The organism is Blautia hansenii (assembly GCF_013304445.1).
GTDB lineage: Bacteria > Bacillota > Clostridia > Lachnospirales > Lachnospiraceae > Blautia.
The window spans coordinates 72,347-88,251 of sequence record NZ_JAAITA010000006.1 but is presented as its reverse complement, the minus strand read 5'-3'; the positions used below and the strand labels follow the sequence as shown (position 1 = coordinate 88,251).

Here is a 15,905-nt window from a genome sequence, read left to right as displayed (position 1 = left end):
CCATTTTCCTAATCTTACAAATATCAGCCTTTGATACCGCTTGCCGCAACACCTTCTACAAAGAACTTCTGACAAGCGATAAAAATAATCACTACCGGAATCAGCGCACATACAGACGCTGCCATAATCAACGCATAGTCTGCTGCATACTGGGAAATAAACATACGAATACCCAGCTGAATGGTTTTCAGTTCCGTGCTGTTTAAATAAATCAAAGGTCCCATAAAGTCATTCCATACGTTTACGAAAGTAAAGATGGTCAGAGTTGCAATTCCCGGCTTCGCCAGAGGAAGCACAACTCTGGCAAAGATACCGTACTCGCCCAATCCGTCAATTCTCGCTGCTTCTGACAGTTCTTTCGGCACACTTAAGAAAAACTGCCGCATTAAGAACACGCCGAACGCACTGAACGCATGAAGCATAATCAGTCCCACATGGGTGTTGTTTAAACCGAATTTGGACATCATAGTAAACTGAGGCACCATGTATACCTGCCATGGAACTGCAATCGTGGTGACATAAGCCAGGAACAGGAAATCTCTTCCCTTAAACTCCATTTTTGCAAAACCGTAAGCTGCAAAACAACTGGTAGCCAGCTGGATAATGGTGGTAATTACCGTCAGCTTCGTGCTGTTTTTGAAAAAAGTCAGAAGCGGAATCTTTTCCCAGATTTCCTGGTAATTCTCGAAATGGAAGCTTCTGGGAATCCATTCCATGGGAATACTGAACACATCTTTATTCAGCTTCACGGAAGAAATCAACATCCAGTAAAAAGGAACTGCCATGAGCACGGCCAGGAAAGTCAAGCCTATATAAATAAATATCTTTTTTCTCTTTTCTGCTTTCATATTGTCACCCCTTTACATCCATTCCGTAAATTTCTTCTCGCCCTTAAACTGAATCAGCGTAATCACCAGTACAATGGCAAAGAGAACAATGGCGCTTGCGCTTGCATAGCCAAATTCAAAGTTGGTAAACGCTGCATCGTAAATATGGTTTACCATAACCTGGGTTGCACGGCCGGGTCCTCCGCCTGTCATAATATAAATCAGGTCAAATACCTTAAAGCACTGAATAGTCAGCATAATGACAACAAAGAAAGTTGTGGGCTTCAGCATGGGGATGGTGATGTATCTCAGTTTTTTCCATCCGGTGGCCCCGTCCAGACTTGCCGCCTCATAAAGTTCTTTGGAAATCCCCTGCAAAGCTGCCAGATATACAATCATGTAATAGCCCATGTATTTCCATACACTGACAATAATAATGGCAGGCATGGCCCATTTCACAGATGCCACCCATCCCGGAGGATTGGAAATACCAATGGCTCTTAAAAATTCATTAATCGGTCCCACATCTTTCATAAAAAGCATGTTCCACACAGCTCCTACCGCAACCAGGGAAGCGATATAAGGGAAGAAAAATGCAGTACGGTAAACCACAATTCCTTTAATCTTACTGTTCAGAAGCACTGCGATAAGAAGTGCTGCCGCAACCGTCAGCGGCACGGTGAAAACCGCATAATAAAAGGTGTGTCCCACGGACATCTTAAAGGTAGAATCTCCCATGAGTCTCACAAAGTTATCAAATCCCACAAATTCCATAGGTGTATTTGCAGAACCGTTCCACTTCATGACACTTAATACAAAGGAAAATACTACCGGAATAAAGATGAACAGAAAATATCCGATAAAGTTTGGCAGGATAAATGAATATCCAATCAGATTATTTTTTACAACTCTTTTTTGTTTCGGTGTTAATGCCATATCCTTTTTCTCCTGTCTTTCTTTCTTACGGATTGGCCTCCCGTATTTCCTTAACGCGTTCTGTCATATTCTTGATTCCGTCGTCAATACTTTCCTCGCCAATCATAATCAGGTCATGTTCTTCTTCCACTGCTTTACGAATTTTTTCAATGTTTTTGTCCAGTGGTCTGTCAAATACCATTCCCTTTAATTCCAGTGCTTCTGCACAGCCTTCCGGAAAACCTTCCACAGATGTGACTTTGTTCATAATGGTGTCATTCTGAATAACGGTCAGGATACCCTGTTCTGCCAGCTTTTCTGCTGTTTCTTCGCTGGTTGCACATTTGATAAATTCCCATGCCAAATCTTTCTGGTCAGAATTTGCATTGATAGCCACCGGTGTTACCGCGCCAACGCTGTTGCCTGCCTCTACGCCCTCCGGATGCGGAATGGTTGCGAATCCCCAGTTAAATCCAAGTTCTCCTGCATTCTGTGCCTGGAGAAGGTTTGCAATAAACCAGGTTCCCATGGGCATCATTGCACACTGCTGCTGCTCAAAAACGCTGGAATAATGTAAATTACCTGTTTTAATAGTTGCGTAATCCTGAATGATGCCATCCTCCTGCATGCGAAGAGCCTGTTCATAAGCAGGTTTCAGGAAGCTGTAGTCATCGGATACCAGTGTATTCTTTCCGTCCTGAATAGCCCAGTTGCATACCAGCGCCATCCAGTTGTGGTTGTGTGTTCCGTAAATCTTGTCATTGCCTTCTCCGGAGGTCATCTTTCTCGCCAGTTCTTCGTATTCATCCCAGGTCATATCATTGCTTGGATAAGGAACGCCTGCTTTGTCAAATAAGTCTTTGTTGTAATACAGAACATACCAGTCCGAGCGGTAAGGCAGTGTGTAGGAGGAACCATCAATCTGTAAATCCTCTGCTGTTCCGTTGTAAACAGATAAGTCCAGCTTATCTTTTTCTATGTATTCATCCAGACAGGCAATCTGTCCTTTCTGCTGCATACTCAACTGTGTCCCCATATCTTTTACGAAGATAACATCCGGGTCCGGGTCACCGCCAGCCAGCATAACCGTCAATTTGTTGTTGTATTCATTGGCCGCTGTGTCAATGTATTCAATTTCTACATCCGGGTATTTTTCCTGAAATACCTCTACCGCCGCTTTGAACTGCGGTGATGTGTCATTGTCCCATGTGGAAATGGTCAGCTTCTGCTTTCCGTCTGCAGTTTCCTTTCCGTCCTCTTTTTTTTCACCTCCGCAGCCTGCCAGCATTCCCACTGACATCGCCGCGATAAGTCCCATTGCCATTGCTTTTCTTGCTTTCATGTGCTGCTCTCCTTCTTTCTCTTCATTCTTTTCTCCGCTCTTTACGGGGTGTTTTCTTTGTAGTTATAGATTAACAGAAAGCCTTTTTTTCTGAAATGAATTATTTTCCTATTTCTGTTACTTTCTGCAGGTTGCAGCAAAATTTTCTTGTCATTTTTTTAGATTCTGTTACTATTTCCGCATTACAAAGTGGGATTCTTCCATTGACGAAACTGCAGATTTGTTTTAGACTATACTCGATTTTGCATTTTCAATTTTAAAAAGAGGGGGACTTATCATTGTTTCAAGACAAAACTCAAAACAGACAATTTCTGTGCAGCTACGGCGTCTTCATCATAAACGGTATGCTTGCACTCTCCATTGGCTCACTCCTGCCTTATATCCGGGATTCCCGGGGACTGGCCTATGCTTTTTGCGGTATGATTGTCAGCCTTCATTCCGTAGGAAATCTGATTTCCAGCTTTGCCTGCGGCGCTTTATCCGAGGTCTGGGGAAGAAAGAAAAGCATTCTTTTTTTCAATTCTTTCATTGCCCTTTCCTACCTGGTCATTCTTCTTTCTGACAATAATTTTATGTTGGCACTGGCCTTTTTCCTCACCGGTATGGCCCGGGGCGCTACCAGTAATTTTTGCAACACCTCCATTAACGAACTGGCTCCCGGTAAGGCATCGCTCTTAAATGGCCTGCATGCCATGTTTGCTGTCGGCGCCTTTACTTTCCCGCTTCTGCTGCTTGCCATGACGCGGACAAACAGCGATAACTGGATTTACGCCTGTTCTTTCATGCTGATTATGGGGGTTTTAAGCTGGGTCATGTATTTTATGATTCCTGATTCTGTTAAAGAAAAAAAAGAAGAACAGATAAAAAAAGCTGCTGATTTTGCTTTTTTCAAAGAACCGCTGTTTTATCTCTGCACACTGACTCTTTTCTTCTATCTCTGTGCAGAACAGGGAGTAATTGGCTGGATGATTACTTACTTTAAGGATACCGGACTGCTGCCCGCATCTCTTTCTCAGGTCACGGCCAGCCTTTTATGGGTCATGATTCTAGCTGGCCGCCTTTTAACGGCTTGGCTTTCCACCAGAGTTCATAAGGAATGGCTGCTGCTTGTCATGGGCTTCGGACTGGTGGGATTTTTAATCCTACTGCTGTTCAGTTCCACTACACCGCTGATTCTTGTGGGAATTATGGGCTTTGGCTTCAGTATGGCAGGGCTTTATCCCACCACGGTTTCCTTTTCCGGAAGCCTTATCCAAAAATATTCTCTGGCCTGGAGTTTCATTCTCACTCTTGCCAGCTTCGGCTCTATTCTCATGCCGTCCATTATCGGTAAAATTGCAGAAACTGCCGGTATTTACTACGGCATGCAGTCCATTATTGCAGTTGTGGTCATTGACCTGGTTTGCATTCTTCTGCTGGTAAGACATATACGAAAAATGAGAAAAAGTGCGCTTTAAAAAATGCAGTTAAGGGGTTTTTTAAGATTTAGAGCTTAAAAATCGGTATTTACCGACACCCCTTCCTGCATTTCTTTTATACAACTTTATATCCATGGTGTCCGGCAGAAACAGTACAAACTCATCGCCTCCAACCCTGCAGGCCAAGTCATAAAAGGAACAGCAATAAAAATTTCCTGTTTGTTTCCGTCAAACTGAACATTAGAAATAGAAATGTCTGTCAGACAATGCACTTTCCCATTTTCCTTTTTATATTTTTTCCCATAAATACTATAACTTGAAATTTCCCGCTGAATTGCGGATAAGAGACTATGTAGAAATCTTTTTGATGGACACTCCCTGATTCCGGTCACGAAGCTTTCCTGCTCTCTGCGGAGGATGCGCAGTTTTGTTTGTTGCGGGAAAACAAAACCTGTAAACAGCCAAACAGGAAACATAGAATCAGGGAATATACCACCTGCCATTTAATCAATGCATAATTCTATAAGTTCAGGTTCACCTTTCGGCAATTCCATAAAAAAATCCACCTTCCTTGTGAAAGCGGACTCGTCAACTGTCTGTAAACAGTGTGAGGGATTTCAAACTTTGCACGGAAGTTATCACCTTACTACTACTAAGCAGGTTTCCTGACTCATGGCTCATCGCTTTGCCGCTCCTTCTCGTACTGCTTCGTACAATGGACTTCTGCGGCATCACTCCCCAAATACAGTGACCGGATCGCTCAGGACTCACACCTGATTCCCTTTTCACCAGTGTTGTGCGGTCAACACGGTGCACTTAATAGGTTTATGGAATTATACATTGATTATAATACCATTGCCTCCAAGCCGCGTCAAGCACTTTTCCTAATTTTCTCCTGTTTTTTGCTGTTCTCTTCGGCGTTTTGTCATAAGCCCGCCGATACGTCCCGTTTCCTTTGCAGACAGGCTTTTCCAGCCATTTGCAGCTACCCGGTCCAAAAGTCCCAGTTCTCCGGCAATTTCATATTTTATTTTTTCCTCTTCCGGAATATTGTTTAAATCAATTTTTTCTTCTTTTTTCTTTGCCATAAAAAAGCCACACTCCTTTCTAACTGGAGTATGGCCCTTTTTTCTCACTTTATACCGTCTGTAAATTTTATTTTGGAATTACAATGGCTGCAATGATATAAGCCACAATTCCTGTGCCGCAGTTCATGCAGGTCAAGATAATCCATGCCAGCCTTATTAAAGTAGGGTCAATATTAAAATATTCTGCAATTCCTCCGCAGACCCCTGCCAGCATATAATTTACAGAGGAACGATACAATCTTTTATCAGACATATGATAACTCCTTTCCTTGCTTCTATTTTTTATTTACTTTCAAACTCGATTTCCATATTTCCCATATCATTTGACACGTCTATGGTCTTTTGGCTGTCTGCATTTCCGAAAACGCCTTCCTGGTAACCCACATACTCCTTTCCATCCAGAACCAGATTGCCGCTGTCGCTTTCTGCATAAACGGTATAATCGTTTAGTTTTCCGGCACATTTCACCTGGAGATTTCCGGTGGAACACTCTATTTCTCCTGTTTGAAATTCCAGATACTCTGCCTGCACACTTCCGGTATCTGTTTCCAGATAAGCCTTATCGGTCCGCAGTTTTCCCACTGTTTTTATCTGAGCCGTATCGGAAACCAGCTCCAGATCTTTGAATGTTTTATTTTCCGGTACTTCTATCACAAGTTTTGTCTTTTCGCTGTCATGGTCGCCTTCGGCTTCTATATACAATTCCTTATTATCGGAGCTGCGGCTTACCGTATCGTCTTCCCGGACTCCCAGAATCCGAATGGTATTTCCCGTGGTTGTACGGATTTCTGCAATTCCTGTATCCACTTCCAGGAGGAGACGCTCTACCTCTGTCTGGGAGTATTCCAGGTTTCCCGGTGTACTGTCATCATCAACTGCATCAATATCCGACAGACCTTCGTCCCATTTGTCTTCCCACTCTTCATATCTGTGTTCATGCTTCTGCAGCTTGTGGGCTATCATCCGAAACAGCCGGGTATTTGCCAGATGATTTCCTTCATAAACCAAATCAATACTTCCGCCTGCCGCCACACCTGCGCCGAACAGAATACCTCCCAAAAGCCCCAAACACAGTATGGAAATCAAAACAATTTTTGTAAACTTCTTCATGCCCGGTCACCTCCTGTATGTCCTCTGTGAAGAATTCGCTGAATCAAATCTATGCACCATCGGAAACAAGGCGGAAAAACTTTTATCACCAGAAGGAAAAATCCCAAAGTCAAAAGCAGTCCCAGCGCTGTCATCATAAGCGCTGCCCCTGCGGTAACTACAGCAGTAGCCGGAGTTCCCAACTGAAAAATAAAGGCATTAGCCAGAAGCACCACACCGCCAACTACCAATCCCAGCCCGCTAAAAAGCAAAGCTGCCAGAATTCCAATGCAGGCGCCCAAAAGCCCCAGAAACACACCCAGCAGTCCCAGTCCCAATCCGCCCCACAAAGGACAAGTAAGAATCACCAATACCAATAGCAGCGGCCAGGAAAGTCCGCCTCTTGGCTGTTTTCTCTGTGCGGTTCCCGCATAGGTTCGATACGGTCCCTCATAAGCTGTATTTCCCCCATTCTCCTCTCCGTGATAACGGCTTCCATCCCAGTTATTCTTTTCCTGGCGGTCTTCCTCATGATTTTGGGAGTCGGAAGAAGATTCTGCCTTTTGCCGCTCAGGCATATTCCGTTCTTCAAACCGTTCATCCCGGTATCCGGCCTCTGTGTATGCCCCATACTCATTCTGTCCCTCTTCCAGGCCGGCTTTTATGATGGCTGCCACCTTCCCCGGACTTCCCAGTTCCTGTATGACAGAGGGTTCGTTTTCTTCCCCTGCATCCTCAAAATAGTTTTCATAATATTCCAGAGCGTCTTTTCTGTCCGCTTCCGGTATATCCCACAACAGCCGCGAAAGCTGCGCCAAAAATTCCTTTCTGTTCATGCCTGAATCCCTCCCTCGAACAATTCACTGATTTTCATTGAGTAGCTTTTCCATTCTGCCCGGTACAGATTCAACTGCACCATCCCTTTCTCTGTTACCTTATAATATCGCCGGTTTCTTCCGCCGTATTCTCTGTCATAAGTTTCCAAACACTGGTCTTTTAAAAGTCTCCGCAGAACCGGATAGAGCGTGGATTCCGAAACCTCCAGCACCTGACGCACATCCTGGGTAATTTTATACCCATAGGTACCCTCGTTTTCCTTGGATACAACGGCCAGCACAATGGCGTCCAAAAGCGCTGCTCCTGTATTAAAAACCATATGTCCACCTCGCTTCCTTTTTTCTCCATAATATTGTTTCTTAAGCAATACTATTTTATGTTCAATACTATACGTCATATAATATAATATTGTCAATAATATTTTATAGAAGAAAAACAAAAGAAATTTTAAAGATTTTTCTTTTCTTTCTCTCTGCAAACCTTTATACTCGTATAGAGACACGTTTCGCAAATTTCAAGGATTTTCGACACAGGAGGAATACATGAAAAAACAATTTGGAAAAATATTTGCCATTCTGGCCGCTGCCGCCATTCTGATTCTGGGCATGATTGCCGGAAGATATTTGGAGTCCAGTAAGAAGCCGGAGCTGAACACGTCTGCGATTACCGCGCAGATTTCAGAGCTCTCCCAGCTGTCCACCGCAGAACTTGCCTACCGGGGACTGGTACGGTACAGCCAGGGAGAAATCACCTTTCTCACCAAGAAAGAATTTACAATGATTTACGATGCCAATGTAAAGGCCGGGGTGGATTTAGGACAGGTACAGGTGGATATAAAGGGAAACAAAGTATCCGTAACCCTTCCCAAAGCAGAAATTCAGGACATTACCATTGACCCGGACAGCCTGGAATTTTATGATGAAAAATTTGCACTTTTTAATTTTCAGGACCGCCAGGATACCGTAGAGGCTCTGCAGTATGCCAAAGAGGACGTAACCAAGCAGGCAGAAAAAACAGATTTGCTCACCACCGCAGAAGAACGGGCGAAAACCGTGATTACGGAACTGGTAAATTCCATGTGGAACCAGGAGGATACAAAGCCGGAAATTACCTTTGAAACGGCTGCAGATACCCAATCGGAATCCTCTGCGGCAAATTAAAAAAATTTACAGAAAAGAGGCTGTCAAACAGCCTCTTTTCCGTTTCCACTATATGCCAGAATTCTTATACCGGCACCGCTTCTCCCAGGTCAATGGAATAAATATATTTCTCCTTCACTGCTTTTCCGGTCAGCCGTTCCAGGGCTTCTGCATAATATTCCAACTGTACCTGATATTTCTTTATCAGAGAAGCCGGATTCTTTCCATACACCTTGTCGGTTTTGTAATCCACCAGCACCAGCGCCCCGTTTTCCTCGAAATACGCATCCATAATTCCCTGAATGAGCACTTGTTCCTGTGGGTCATATTCCGGCTTCACCTGATTAGCAGATACTTCCATAACAAAGGGCTGCTCCCGATAGAGCTTCCCCTTCTCCATTGCCGCTTTCATCCGCTGTCCCAGAGCACTTTGGACAAACCGGTAAATATCCTGAGCCCGCACTGTTTTTTCCATGATTTTTGTCAGTTTTCCCTGCTGCCCTAACGCTTTTATCTGCGCCTTTATCTGGTCTAAATCCTCTGTTTTTCCATAGTCCAGATTTTCCAGAACCCGGTGATAGATGGTTCCTCTGGCCGCCCCCTGAGGCGTTGCTTCCTTCTCCCGCATAAAAGCAGGCACATAAGTCTCCACAGGTTTTTCCTCATACAGAACATGGCTTTCCTCCTGTACCGGCTCCTGCATGCGCTTCACTTCGGAAACCGTGAGTTTGGAGGGAATCAGTGCCTGGGCTTCGTAGGGATACACGTAGGAAAAACTGTCTTCCAATTCCTGTTTCAGCTTTTCATCGTAAACCTGTCCGCAGTCCCAGGACAGCAGCCGTGCTTTCTCCTGTTCCTCTTCCATGCGCAGCTGGGTTTCTTCTATGACTAATTCCAATGGGTAAACTTTACGGATAAGAAAATCTCCTTCCCCTTCATACAACGGATTCAGCGGGTATACGGGAAGTTCGTATTCTGCATACAGCGGTTTCATGGCTCTGTGACGGGCCAAAGCCTGCAAAATCCAATCCATATAGCTTTTTCCTTTTGTACGCATACCGTAGGAAAGACGCTCTTCCCGCTGCCGCTTCACCATCTCAAATCCGGCCAGCTTTTCCTGCAGCTTTAAAACTGTTCCCGTAAGAATCAGTTTCTCCTTGGCTCTGGTAAGGGCCACATAGAGAATCCTCAGCTCTTCTCCCAGACTCTCTGCCTGAATTTCCTGCTGTACAGCTCTTTGCAGAATGGTTCTGGTACGAATCCGCAGCTTTTCGTCCATAGCCGGGGCGCCAATTCCCAAATCCGGGTGCATAACCATACTTTCTCTGGCGTCCTGCATATTGATACTTTTCCCCATACCTGCCACAAAGACAATGGGAAATTCCAGTCCTTTGCTGCCGTGAATACTCATAATCCGCACGGTATCCTCTTTGTCGGAAAGAATATTGGCCTCCCCGAAATCCACCTGATACTTTTTCAAATTTTCAATATAGCGGATAAAGTTAAACAGCCCACGGTAACTGGTGCTTTCATAATCTCTGGCCTTCTCTGCCAACATCAGCAGATTGGCCTTTTTCTGTTCCCCGGACACAAAGGCCTGCTGATAGAGCAGAAATCCCGTTTCATCGAAGAAATCCCAAATCAGTTCATGCATAGGGGTATAGGGCACCTTGCTCCGCAGTTTCCGGTAAATCTTAAGAAAACCACGGGTCTTTTCCCCCAGGGGACTGTCCTGCTGCTCTGCCAGAAGCAAGGCTTCATAAAGCGCAGGCTTTTCCGCCTCTTTTCCCAGAATTTTAATTTCCGCCAATTCTTCAAAACTGAACGATTGCGGCATGGATCTTAAAGCCCCGGCCAGCGGAATATCCTGCAGCGGGTTGTCCAGAATCTGCAGGTAATCCAGCACACTGGTGACCTCCGGCGCGGAAAAGTATCCGGTCTTGGTGGTAACGCTGGCGGGAATCCCGCAGGAATTTAAAATCTTCTTAAAAGTCTCTGCCCAGCCCGACATGGTACGCAGCAAAATCGTAAAATCCGAATAACATACCGGACGGTAGGTTTCCGTTTTCTTGTCCAGAACCTGCTCTGTCTCCATAAGCTCCCGAATCCGCATAGCAATCATACGGGCCTCGGTTTCCCGGATACTCTCGGGATTTTCGCTGTCCTTCCACACCGGGTCATCTTCCTCCAGAAGCAGTACCTCCGCTGCTGGCTGCATCGTTTCCGAACCTTCCGGTTTCGGCGGAAAAACCCGCCCTGCATACAACGCCGCGTCCCGGTCATATTCCACGCCGCCCAGGTCTTCTCCCATAATCTGATAAAAGAGATAGTTGACGCTGTCCAGCACTTCCTTCCTGCTTCGGAAGTTTTTGTGCAAATCAATCCGCAGACGGTTTTCCCCTTTCGTAAGAGGATAGGTACGGAATTTCTCCATAAACAAATCCGGTCTGGCCAGACGGAAACGGTAAATGCTCTGCTTCACATCTCCCACCATGAAAATATTATACATGCCGTCCTCTACTCCGGACACAGAGGTCAGCAGTTTTTCCTGCACCAGATTACTGTCCTGATACTCGTCAATCATAATCTCTGCAAACTGCCGGGACAGTTCTTTGGCTGCGTCGGTCCGCTCATCTCCTTTTGGTGTGTGATGTACCAGAATTTCCAGGGCATAGTGCTCCAAATCCGCAAAATCCAGGATGTTCTTTTCCTTTTTTTTCTCCCGGTAGCACTCCATAAAGCGCAGGGTCAGATCCACCAGAACGCCCACCGGCTCTCCTGCCTTTTTGAGATGTTCCAGAATCTCTTCCAGACTTTCTGAAAAATACCGGTCCTGAATTTCCTTCAGCAAATCCTTTGCCTGATTCCGCAGATTTTTCACCAGTTCCTGCACGCTTTCCGATACCAGTTCCTTCTCTGCCTTTTTCCCTGCCGGAAGGCGTTTAAATTCCAGGGTATCGAAAAGCGCTTTGTATTCTGCGAAAGTCTCCGCCTTTTCCAGGTTCTCTGCCGCCGCTTTTTCCTGTTCCAAAAGCCCCAGATAAAAGCCCGGCCCGTCCGGTTCTCCTGCAAGGTTTCCTGCCTCCGTGAGAAGTTTGGCTGCCTCCTGTATCTGCTTGCGGATTTCTTCCTTCACCGCCTTCATCCAGGGAGCTTTTTCCAGTTCCTCTGCCGTTTCTATATCATAAGCCTCTCTGCAGGCGTTCAGCCATTCCTCCGGATAGGGGTAGCTCATGGAAAAACCGTAAAGCTTCCGTATCATTTCCGGTATTTTCTCATCTGTTTTCCCGGAAGAGAAATTGTCCGCAAAAAAGCAGAATTTCTCATTCTCCGGCGCACTGTACGCCTCTTCCATGACTTTATCTGCCACGTCGGCCTGCAAAAGCCGCATTTCTCCCTCGTCTCCCATACGAAAGGAAGGGTCTAAATCGATGAGATGAAAATAATTCTTCACCACATAAGAACAAAAACTGTCAATGGTGGTAATCTGGGCATGATGTACCAGGGTGCTCTGTCTTTGCAGATGTTCGTTATCCCGGTCCTCCTCCAGCTTTTTCTCAATGGCAGTCCGAATACGTTCCTTCATCTCCCCGGCCGCCGCTCTGGTAAAGGTTACAATCAGCAGACGGTCAATGTCTATGGGCTGGTGTTTATCCGTGATTCTCTGGATAATACGCTCCACCAGCACCGCTGTCTTTCCGCTGCCGGCCGCCGCACTGACCAGAATGTTGCAGTTTCGGGTATCAATGACTTTCTGCTGCTCCTTTGTCCATGAAACGCCCATGCTTAAACCTCTCCTTTCTCCGGATTCTCCCGGTATTCTTTCAGTTTCTCCCAGATTTCCTCTGTTTTATAAGGCACCAGCCTCCGGTAGCGGTAGCCGGGAATCTTTTCATCAAATCCGCACACACTGCGGTACGGGCAGTAAACGCAGGCGTTTTCCTTCTGCTGTTCAAAAGGATTGACCTCTGTATTTCCACCCAGAATTTTTCCGCCGATTTCCTTTGCCTTGCAGTTTACATACCACATCATATCCCCAAACTGTTCCTGACTTGCCACTTTGGAATTGCTGGCAAATCCTCCTTTTGCCGTGTATTTGACGGGCACGGCCAGAGATTCCACGCCTTTCGCCGCTGCCAGGTTCCGGTCCAGTTTTTCCAGAATTTCCGGCTCTGCTCCTGCCAGTCCGTCCATTTTCAGCTTTTTCAGGATATCCATTTCCGGATGTTCCGGGTCTTTTACATCCTCCTGGTTTAACACCGGGTCTTTCACATTGTAATAAAAGATACCTGCAGGCTTTACCTGATTTTGCGGAAACCGCTTGGCTTCCAGTTCCATGGCCGCCCCGAGATACAGGGCAAGCTGCAGCTGCAAACCATAATAGACTTTCAGTAAATCCAGCTTGGTAGCCCCGGATTTATAATCAATCACTTTTACATAGAGCTGGTTGTCCTCTCCGCGGCACACATCCACCCGGTCAATCCGTCCCCGCAGCTGCAATTCTTCTCCTTCTCCCAGAGAAAAATGCAGGCTGTCTATCTTATCCGCAGGCCCAAAAGCCCATTCCGTCAGGGCCGGATAGAAATCCCCCTGCTTTAACTGCCACTGCAGAGCCCAGACACTGCGCTTCACCATGCGCTTGGCCCGGTTTACCGTATAGGCATTTCTGGCGCTGCTTAAGAGAATGGTTTCTCCTGATTTTTCCACCACCTCATCTACGCAGGCTTCTGCCAGAGCGTCTCTTGGTCCGTCTTCTAAATCCACCCATTTCATGCCCTGTTCCCGGACTTTTTTGGCAAACAAATCCAGGCTGTTGTGCAGCAGAGTTCCCAAATCCGCCATACTGAACTCATACCGCACCCGTTCCCGTAGGGCAAGACCATAAGACAGGAAATGAGCGCAGGCACATTTGGCAAACTCTTCCAGCCTGGTCGCGCTGTTTTCCAACTCTGTGCCGTAAAGCGCATGAGCAGTGCCCCGGCTGATAGCGTCCTGGGGATTGGCGTAAAAAGCCCCTTGAATCAGATTCTTCACCACAGCTTCCCATTCCTTCCGGCTGCAGAACCAGTTCATCAGTTCTTCAAAAACCGGAGACTCCTTCTGAACACTGTGCAGTTCTCCCGACAGCTTTTCCAAAGCCCCTGTCACACTTTCTCTGTACAAAAGAATCTCCTGGTTCTCTCTGGAATCCTGAAATAAGCCCTCTATCTGGGAAATAAGAAAAGAAGGAGACAGGGCTTCCCCGCTGCTGCTTAAACGGCTGTAAGACAGATAGACCTGCTCACTGGGTTTCGTCAGATTCAGATACAGATAAAACTTCTGGGTATACAGGCTTTCCTTTGCCGTGGGCGCCAGGGACAATCCCCGCCGTTCCAAAGATTCCCGCATTTCTTCCCGGTTCAAATCAGAAAGAAGTTTTCCTGCCTGAGTCTCCTTGGGAATTTTCCCTTCATTGACCCCGGCAAAAAACAGTATCTTAATATCCTTTAAACGAGTTCGCTCCATATCCCCAACCAGCACCTGGTCTGAGGTGGGCGGCACAATTCCCACCTTGGCTTCCAAAAGCCCGGCGTCCAGAATCTCCTTAAACTCCCGCAGCCGCACCTTCTTTTCTCCCAGGATTTCCACCAGCTTGTCCAGCAGATTCATGACAATCTCATAAATCTGACTGTATTCCTTCACCATGGACAGGTTTTCTTCCTGCCGGAATTTTTCCGCATACGCCTGCATTTTCTCCTGAATGTGATTGCTGCAGATATACTCATACAAAGCCCTTGCATAATCTGTAATATCAGCACCCTTTTCCCGCATTTTCGTATAAAAAGGTTCCCACATATCCACAAGGCGGGTACGAATTTCATTGAGTAATACACATTCTTCTGGATTCTGTCCACGATAAGTGCGCACCCACTCCCGGTTCCAGGCCGCAAAGCCCCTGATTCCCATGGCTACCACATAATTTTCCAGCCGGTCTGTCTCTTCCTCGGTAATATCCGTAAGCCCGCATCGCAGCAGGCGGAACACACTCTCATAGCTGAACTGCTCGATGATTAAATCTACGGCGGCACGAATGTATTCCACAAAAGGATTCAGAAACACGGAATGCTTCTGGTCCAGAAAGCAGGGAATATGGTATTTCTCAAAAGCTCTGGCCGCTGCAGGGGCATAAACCTCCATGTCTCCGGTAATCACAGCAAAATCCCGGTAACGGTAACCTTTTTTTCGCACCAGCCCCCGGATAATACCTGCGGTTTCCTCCATTTCCTGTGCCGGATTCAGGGATTCCCGGATATGCACAGCATGTTGTTTTTTATCATACGTTCCTCTGCGATAACGGAAAAGATTCCGTTCCAGAAAATCCATCGGCAGATTTTTTGTAAATCTCCCTTGATACGGCGCCCCTTTTTCCGGTACCCACTGCTCTTCCCAGTGAATTTTTTTCTCCGAAGCAAGTTTACATAATCTTGCAACGGTCTGCTTGCTGAGGCAGAAAAGCTGATGGGGGCTGCCGGGATGATACGGGTCTTCTCCTCTCCCCATGGTTACGGTGACATAAATCTGACTGCTGATTTCCAACAGTTTTTCCAGAAGCTGTATCTGTATGGGGGTAAATCCGGTGTAGCCGTCCAGTACCAGCACACTGTCCTTTAATTTCCGCGACTTGTCTGCCACCCTTCCCAGTACGTCTAAGACTTCCTCCTGGGTAATGAAGTTGCCTTCCAGATACTCAAAAAAACCCTGATACAGCACCTGCATATCCTTTAATTTGTAATACAGCTCCGGGCGGTTCTTTAAATCCTCCAGAATCTCCTCTAAATCAGAGGACCCGATTTCATATTGCCGCAGCTCAGACACCATACTCTTCATCTGGGATACATACCCCTGTTTGTCCATTTTGCTGCCCAGAACCTTCAGTTCCTTTTTCTTCTCCTGCGCCACTCTTCGCAGCACCATGCTCTTTCCCGTTTCTTCCAGCAGTTCTCTCTGAGTCTCCCCCACTTCCTCCAGCACACGGAAAGCCAGACGTTCAAAACTTAGGACATCTATATTCATAATGCCTTTTCGCGGGTGCATTTCTACCAGTGCCTTCTGGGTCTGCATGGTAAACTGCTCCGGTACCAGCACCAGATATGAGCGGCCCGGATGTTCCATGGATTCCTGTATGATTTTGCTGTAAATATAATGGGATTTCCCTGCTCCCGAAGGGCCGAAAATAAACTGTAATGCCATACGTTCCTCCTTTCAGAAAC

The 15,905-nt window shown here is 46.3% G+C and carries 13 protein-coding genes and 1 riboswitch; of the genes, 2 read left to right on the top strand and 11 right to left on the bottom strand.

Features of this window, described 5'->3' with window-relative positions:
- Positions 1–23: 23 nt before the first annotated feature.
- The 3 genes from G5A70_RS06850 to G5A70_RS06840 are packed head-to-tail and all read right to left on the bottom strand — an operon-like array spanning position 24 to position 3,084.
- On the bottom strand, positions 24–848 hold the full coding sequence (locus G5A70_RS06850) for a carbohydrate ABC transporter permease (RefSeq protein WP_173748921.1): 825 nt from the start codon (positions 846–848) through the stop codon (positions 24–26).
- 12 nt (positions 849–860) lie between these two features.
- A complete protein-coding gene (locus G5A70_RS06845) occupies positions 861–1,763 on the bottom strand; it encodes a carbohydrate ABC transporter permease (protein WP_173748920.1) in 903 nt (300 codons plus the stop codon).
- Positions 1,764–1,788: 25 nt separating this feature from the next.
- Entirely contained in the window at positions 1,789–3,084 is a 1,296-nt protein-coding gene (locus G5A70_RS06840) for an ABC transporter substrate-binding protein (RefSeq protein WP_173748919.1), read from the bottom strand.
- A gap of 278 nt (positions 3,085–3,362) precedes the next feature.
- Between G5A70_RS06840 and G5A70_RS06835 the strand changes: the two genes are divergently transcribed.
- Positions 3,363–4,541 (top strand): MFS transporter, encoded by a 1,179-nt coding sequence (locus G5A70_RS06835; RefSeq protein WP_173748918.1) that lies wholly within the window; start codon positions 3,363–3,365, stop codon positions 4,539–4,541.
- Between the two features lie 86 nt (positions 4,542–4,627).
- Here the strand turns inward: G5A70_RS06835 and G5A70_RS06830 are convergent, their stop codons facing one another.
- The 6 genes from G5A70_RS06830 to G5A70_RS06805 all read right to left on the bottom strand — a co-directional run bounded on the left by G5A70_RS06830 (position 4,628) and on the right by G5A70_RS06805 (position 7,835).
- The gene (locus tag G5A70_RS06830) at positions 4,628–5,005 is read right to left on the bottom strand and encodes a hypothetical protein (protein WP_173748917.1); all 378 of its coding nucleotides are present in this window, start codon (positions 5,003–5,005) and stop codon (positions 4,628–4,630) included.
- 134 nt (positions 5,006–5,139) lie between these two features.
- A riboswitch (cobalamin riboswitch) is annotated at positions 5,140–5,337 on the bottom strand.
- Between the two features lie 49 nt (positions 5,338–5,386).
- The gene (locus G5A70_RS06825; protein ID WP_173748916.1) at positions 5,387–5,590 is read right to left on the bottom strand and encodes a small, acid-soluble spore protein, alpha/beta type; all 204 of its coding nucleotides are present in this window, start codon (positions 5,588–5,590) and stop codon (positions 5,387–5,389) included.
- A gap of 67 nt (positions 5,591–5,657) precedes the next feature.
- On the bottom strand, positions 5,658–5,843 hold the full coding sequence (locus tag G5A70_RS06820) for a PspC domain-containing protein (protein ID WP_173748915.1): 186 nt from the start codon (positions 5,841–5,843) through the stop codon (positions 5,658–5,660).
- A 29-nt stretch (positions 5,844–5,872) separates the two neighbouring features.
- Positions 5,873–6,700: a DUF4097 family beta strand repeat-containing protein gene (locus G5A70_RS06815; protein WP_173748914.1), complete on the bottom strand. Its 828-nt coding sequence runs from the start codon at positions 6,698–6,700 to the stop codon at positions 5,873–5,875.
- Entirely contained in the window at positions 6,697–7,515 is an 819-nt protein-coding gene (locus G5A70_RS06810; protein ID WP_173748913.1) for a DUF1700 domain-containing protein, read from the bottom strand. Before G5A70_RS06810 ends, G5A70_RS06815 begins: the two co-directional genes overlap by 4 nt.
- Entirely contained in the window at positions 7,512–7,835 is a 324-nt protein-coding gene (locus G5A70_RS06805; protein WP_173748912.1) for a PadR family transcriptional regulator, read from the bottom strand. The genes G5A70_RS06810 and G5A70_RS06805 overlap by 4 nt, the downstream gene beginning before the upstream one ends.
- A gap of 223 nt (positions 7,836–8,058) precedes the next feature.
- Here G5A70_RS06805 and G5A70_RS06800 point away from each other — a divergent pair, with 223 nt between their 5' ends.
- Positions 8,059–8,676: a DUF4230 domain-containing protein gene (locus G5A70_RS06800; RefSeq protein WP_173748911.1), complete on the top strand. Its 618-nt coding sequence runs from the start codon at positions 8,059–8,061 to the stop codon at positions 8,674–8,676.
- Positions 8,677–8,740: 64 nt separating this feature from the next.
- Here G5A70_RS06800 and addA read toward each other — a convergent pair whose 3' ends face one another.
- Together addA and addB are read right to left on the bottom strand one after the other, a co-directional pair.
- A complete protein-coding gene (addA, locus tag G5A70_RS06795) occupies positions 8,741–12,439 on the bottom strand; it encodes a helicase-exonuclease AddAB subunit AddA (protein WP_173748910.1) in 3,699 nt (1,232 codons plus the stop codon).
- 2 nt (positions 12,440–12,441) lie between these two features.
- Positions 12,442–15,885, bottom strand: coding sequence for a helicase-exonuclease AddAB subunit AddB (gene addB, locus G5A70_RS06790; protein ID WP_173748909.1), 3,444 nt, complete (start codon positions 15,883–15,885; stop codon positions 12,442–12,444).
- Between the last annotated feature and the right edge of the window lie 20 nt (positions 15,886–15,905).

What these genes read in the sequence shown, in the direction of transcription:
- G5A70_RS06850 (WP_173748921.1), bottom strand. Translation starts at nt 848, where the DNA reads ATGAAAGCAGAAAAGAGAAAAAAGATATTTATTTATATAGGCTTGACT.
- G5A70_RS06845 (WP_173748920.1), bottom strand. Translation starts at nt 1,763, where the DNA reads ATGGCATTAACACCGAAACAAAAAAGAGTTGTAAAAAATAATCTGATT.
- G5A70_RS06840 (WP_173748919.1), bottom strand. Translation starts at nt 3,084, where the DNA reads ATGAAAGCAAGAAAAGCAATGGCAATGGGACTTATCGCGGCGATGTCA.
- G5A70_RS06830 (WP_173748917.1), bottom strand. Translation starts at nt 5,005, where the DNA reads ATGGCAGGTGGTATATTCCCTGATTCTATGTTTCCTGTTTGGCTGTTT.
- G5A70_RS06825 (WP_173748916.1), bottom strand. Translation starts at nt 5,590, where the DNA reads ATGGCAAAGAAAAAAGAAGAAAAAATTGATTTAAACAATATTCCGGAA.
- G5A70_RS06820 (WP_173748915.1), bottom strand. Translation starts at nt 5,843, where the DNA reads ATGTCTGATAAAAGATTGTATCGTTCCTCTGTAAATTATATGCTGGCA.
- G5A70_RS06815 (WP_173748914.1), bottom strand. Translation starts at nt 6,700, where the DNA reads ATGAAGAAGTTTACAAAAATTGTTTTGATTTCCATACTGTGTTTGGGG.
- G5A70_RS06810 (WP_173748913.1), bottom strand. Translation starts at nt 7,515, where the DNA reads ATGAACAGAAAGGAATTTTTGGCGCAGCTTTCGCGGCTGTTGTGGGAT.
- G5A70_RS06805 (WP_173748912.1), bottom strand. Translation starts at nt 7,835, where the DNA reads ATGGTTTTTAATACAGGAGCAGCGCTTTTGGACGCCATTGTGCTGGCC.
- G5A70_RS06800 (WP_173748911.1), top strand. Translation starts at nt 8,059, where the DNA reads ATGAAAAAACAATTTGGAAAAATATTTGCCATTCTGGCCGCTGCCGCC.
- addA (WP_173748910.1), bottom strand. Translation starts at nt 12,439, where the DNA reads ATGGGCGTTTCATGGACAAAGGAGCAGCAGAAAGTCATTGATACCCGA.
- addB (WP_173748909.1), bottom strand. Translation starts at nt 15,885, where the DNA reads ATGGCATTACAGTTTATTTTCGGCCCTTCGGGAGCAGGGAAATCCCAT.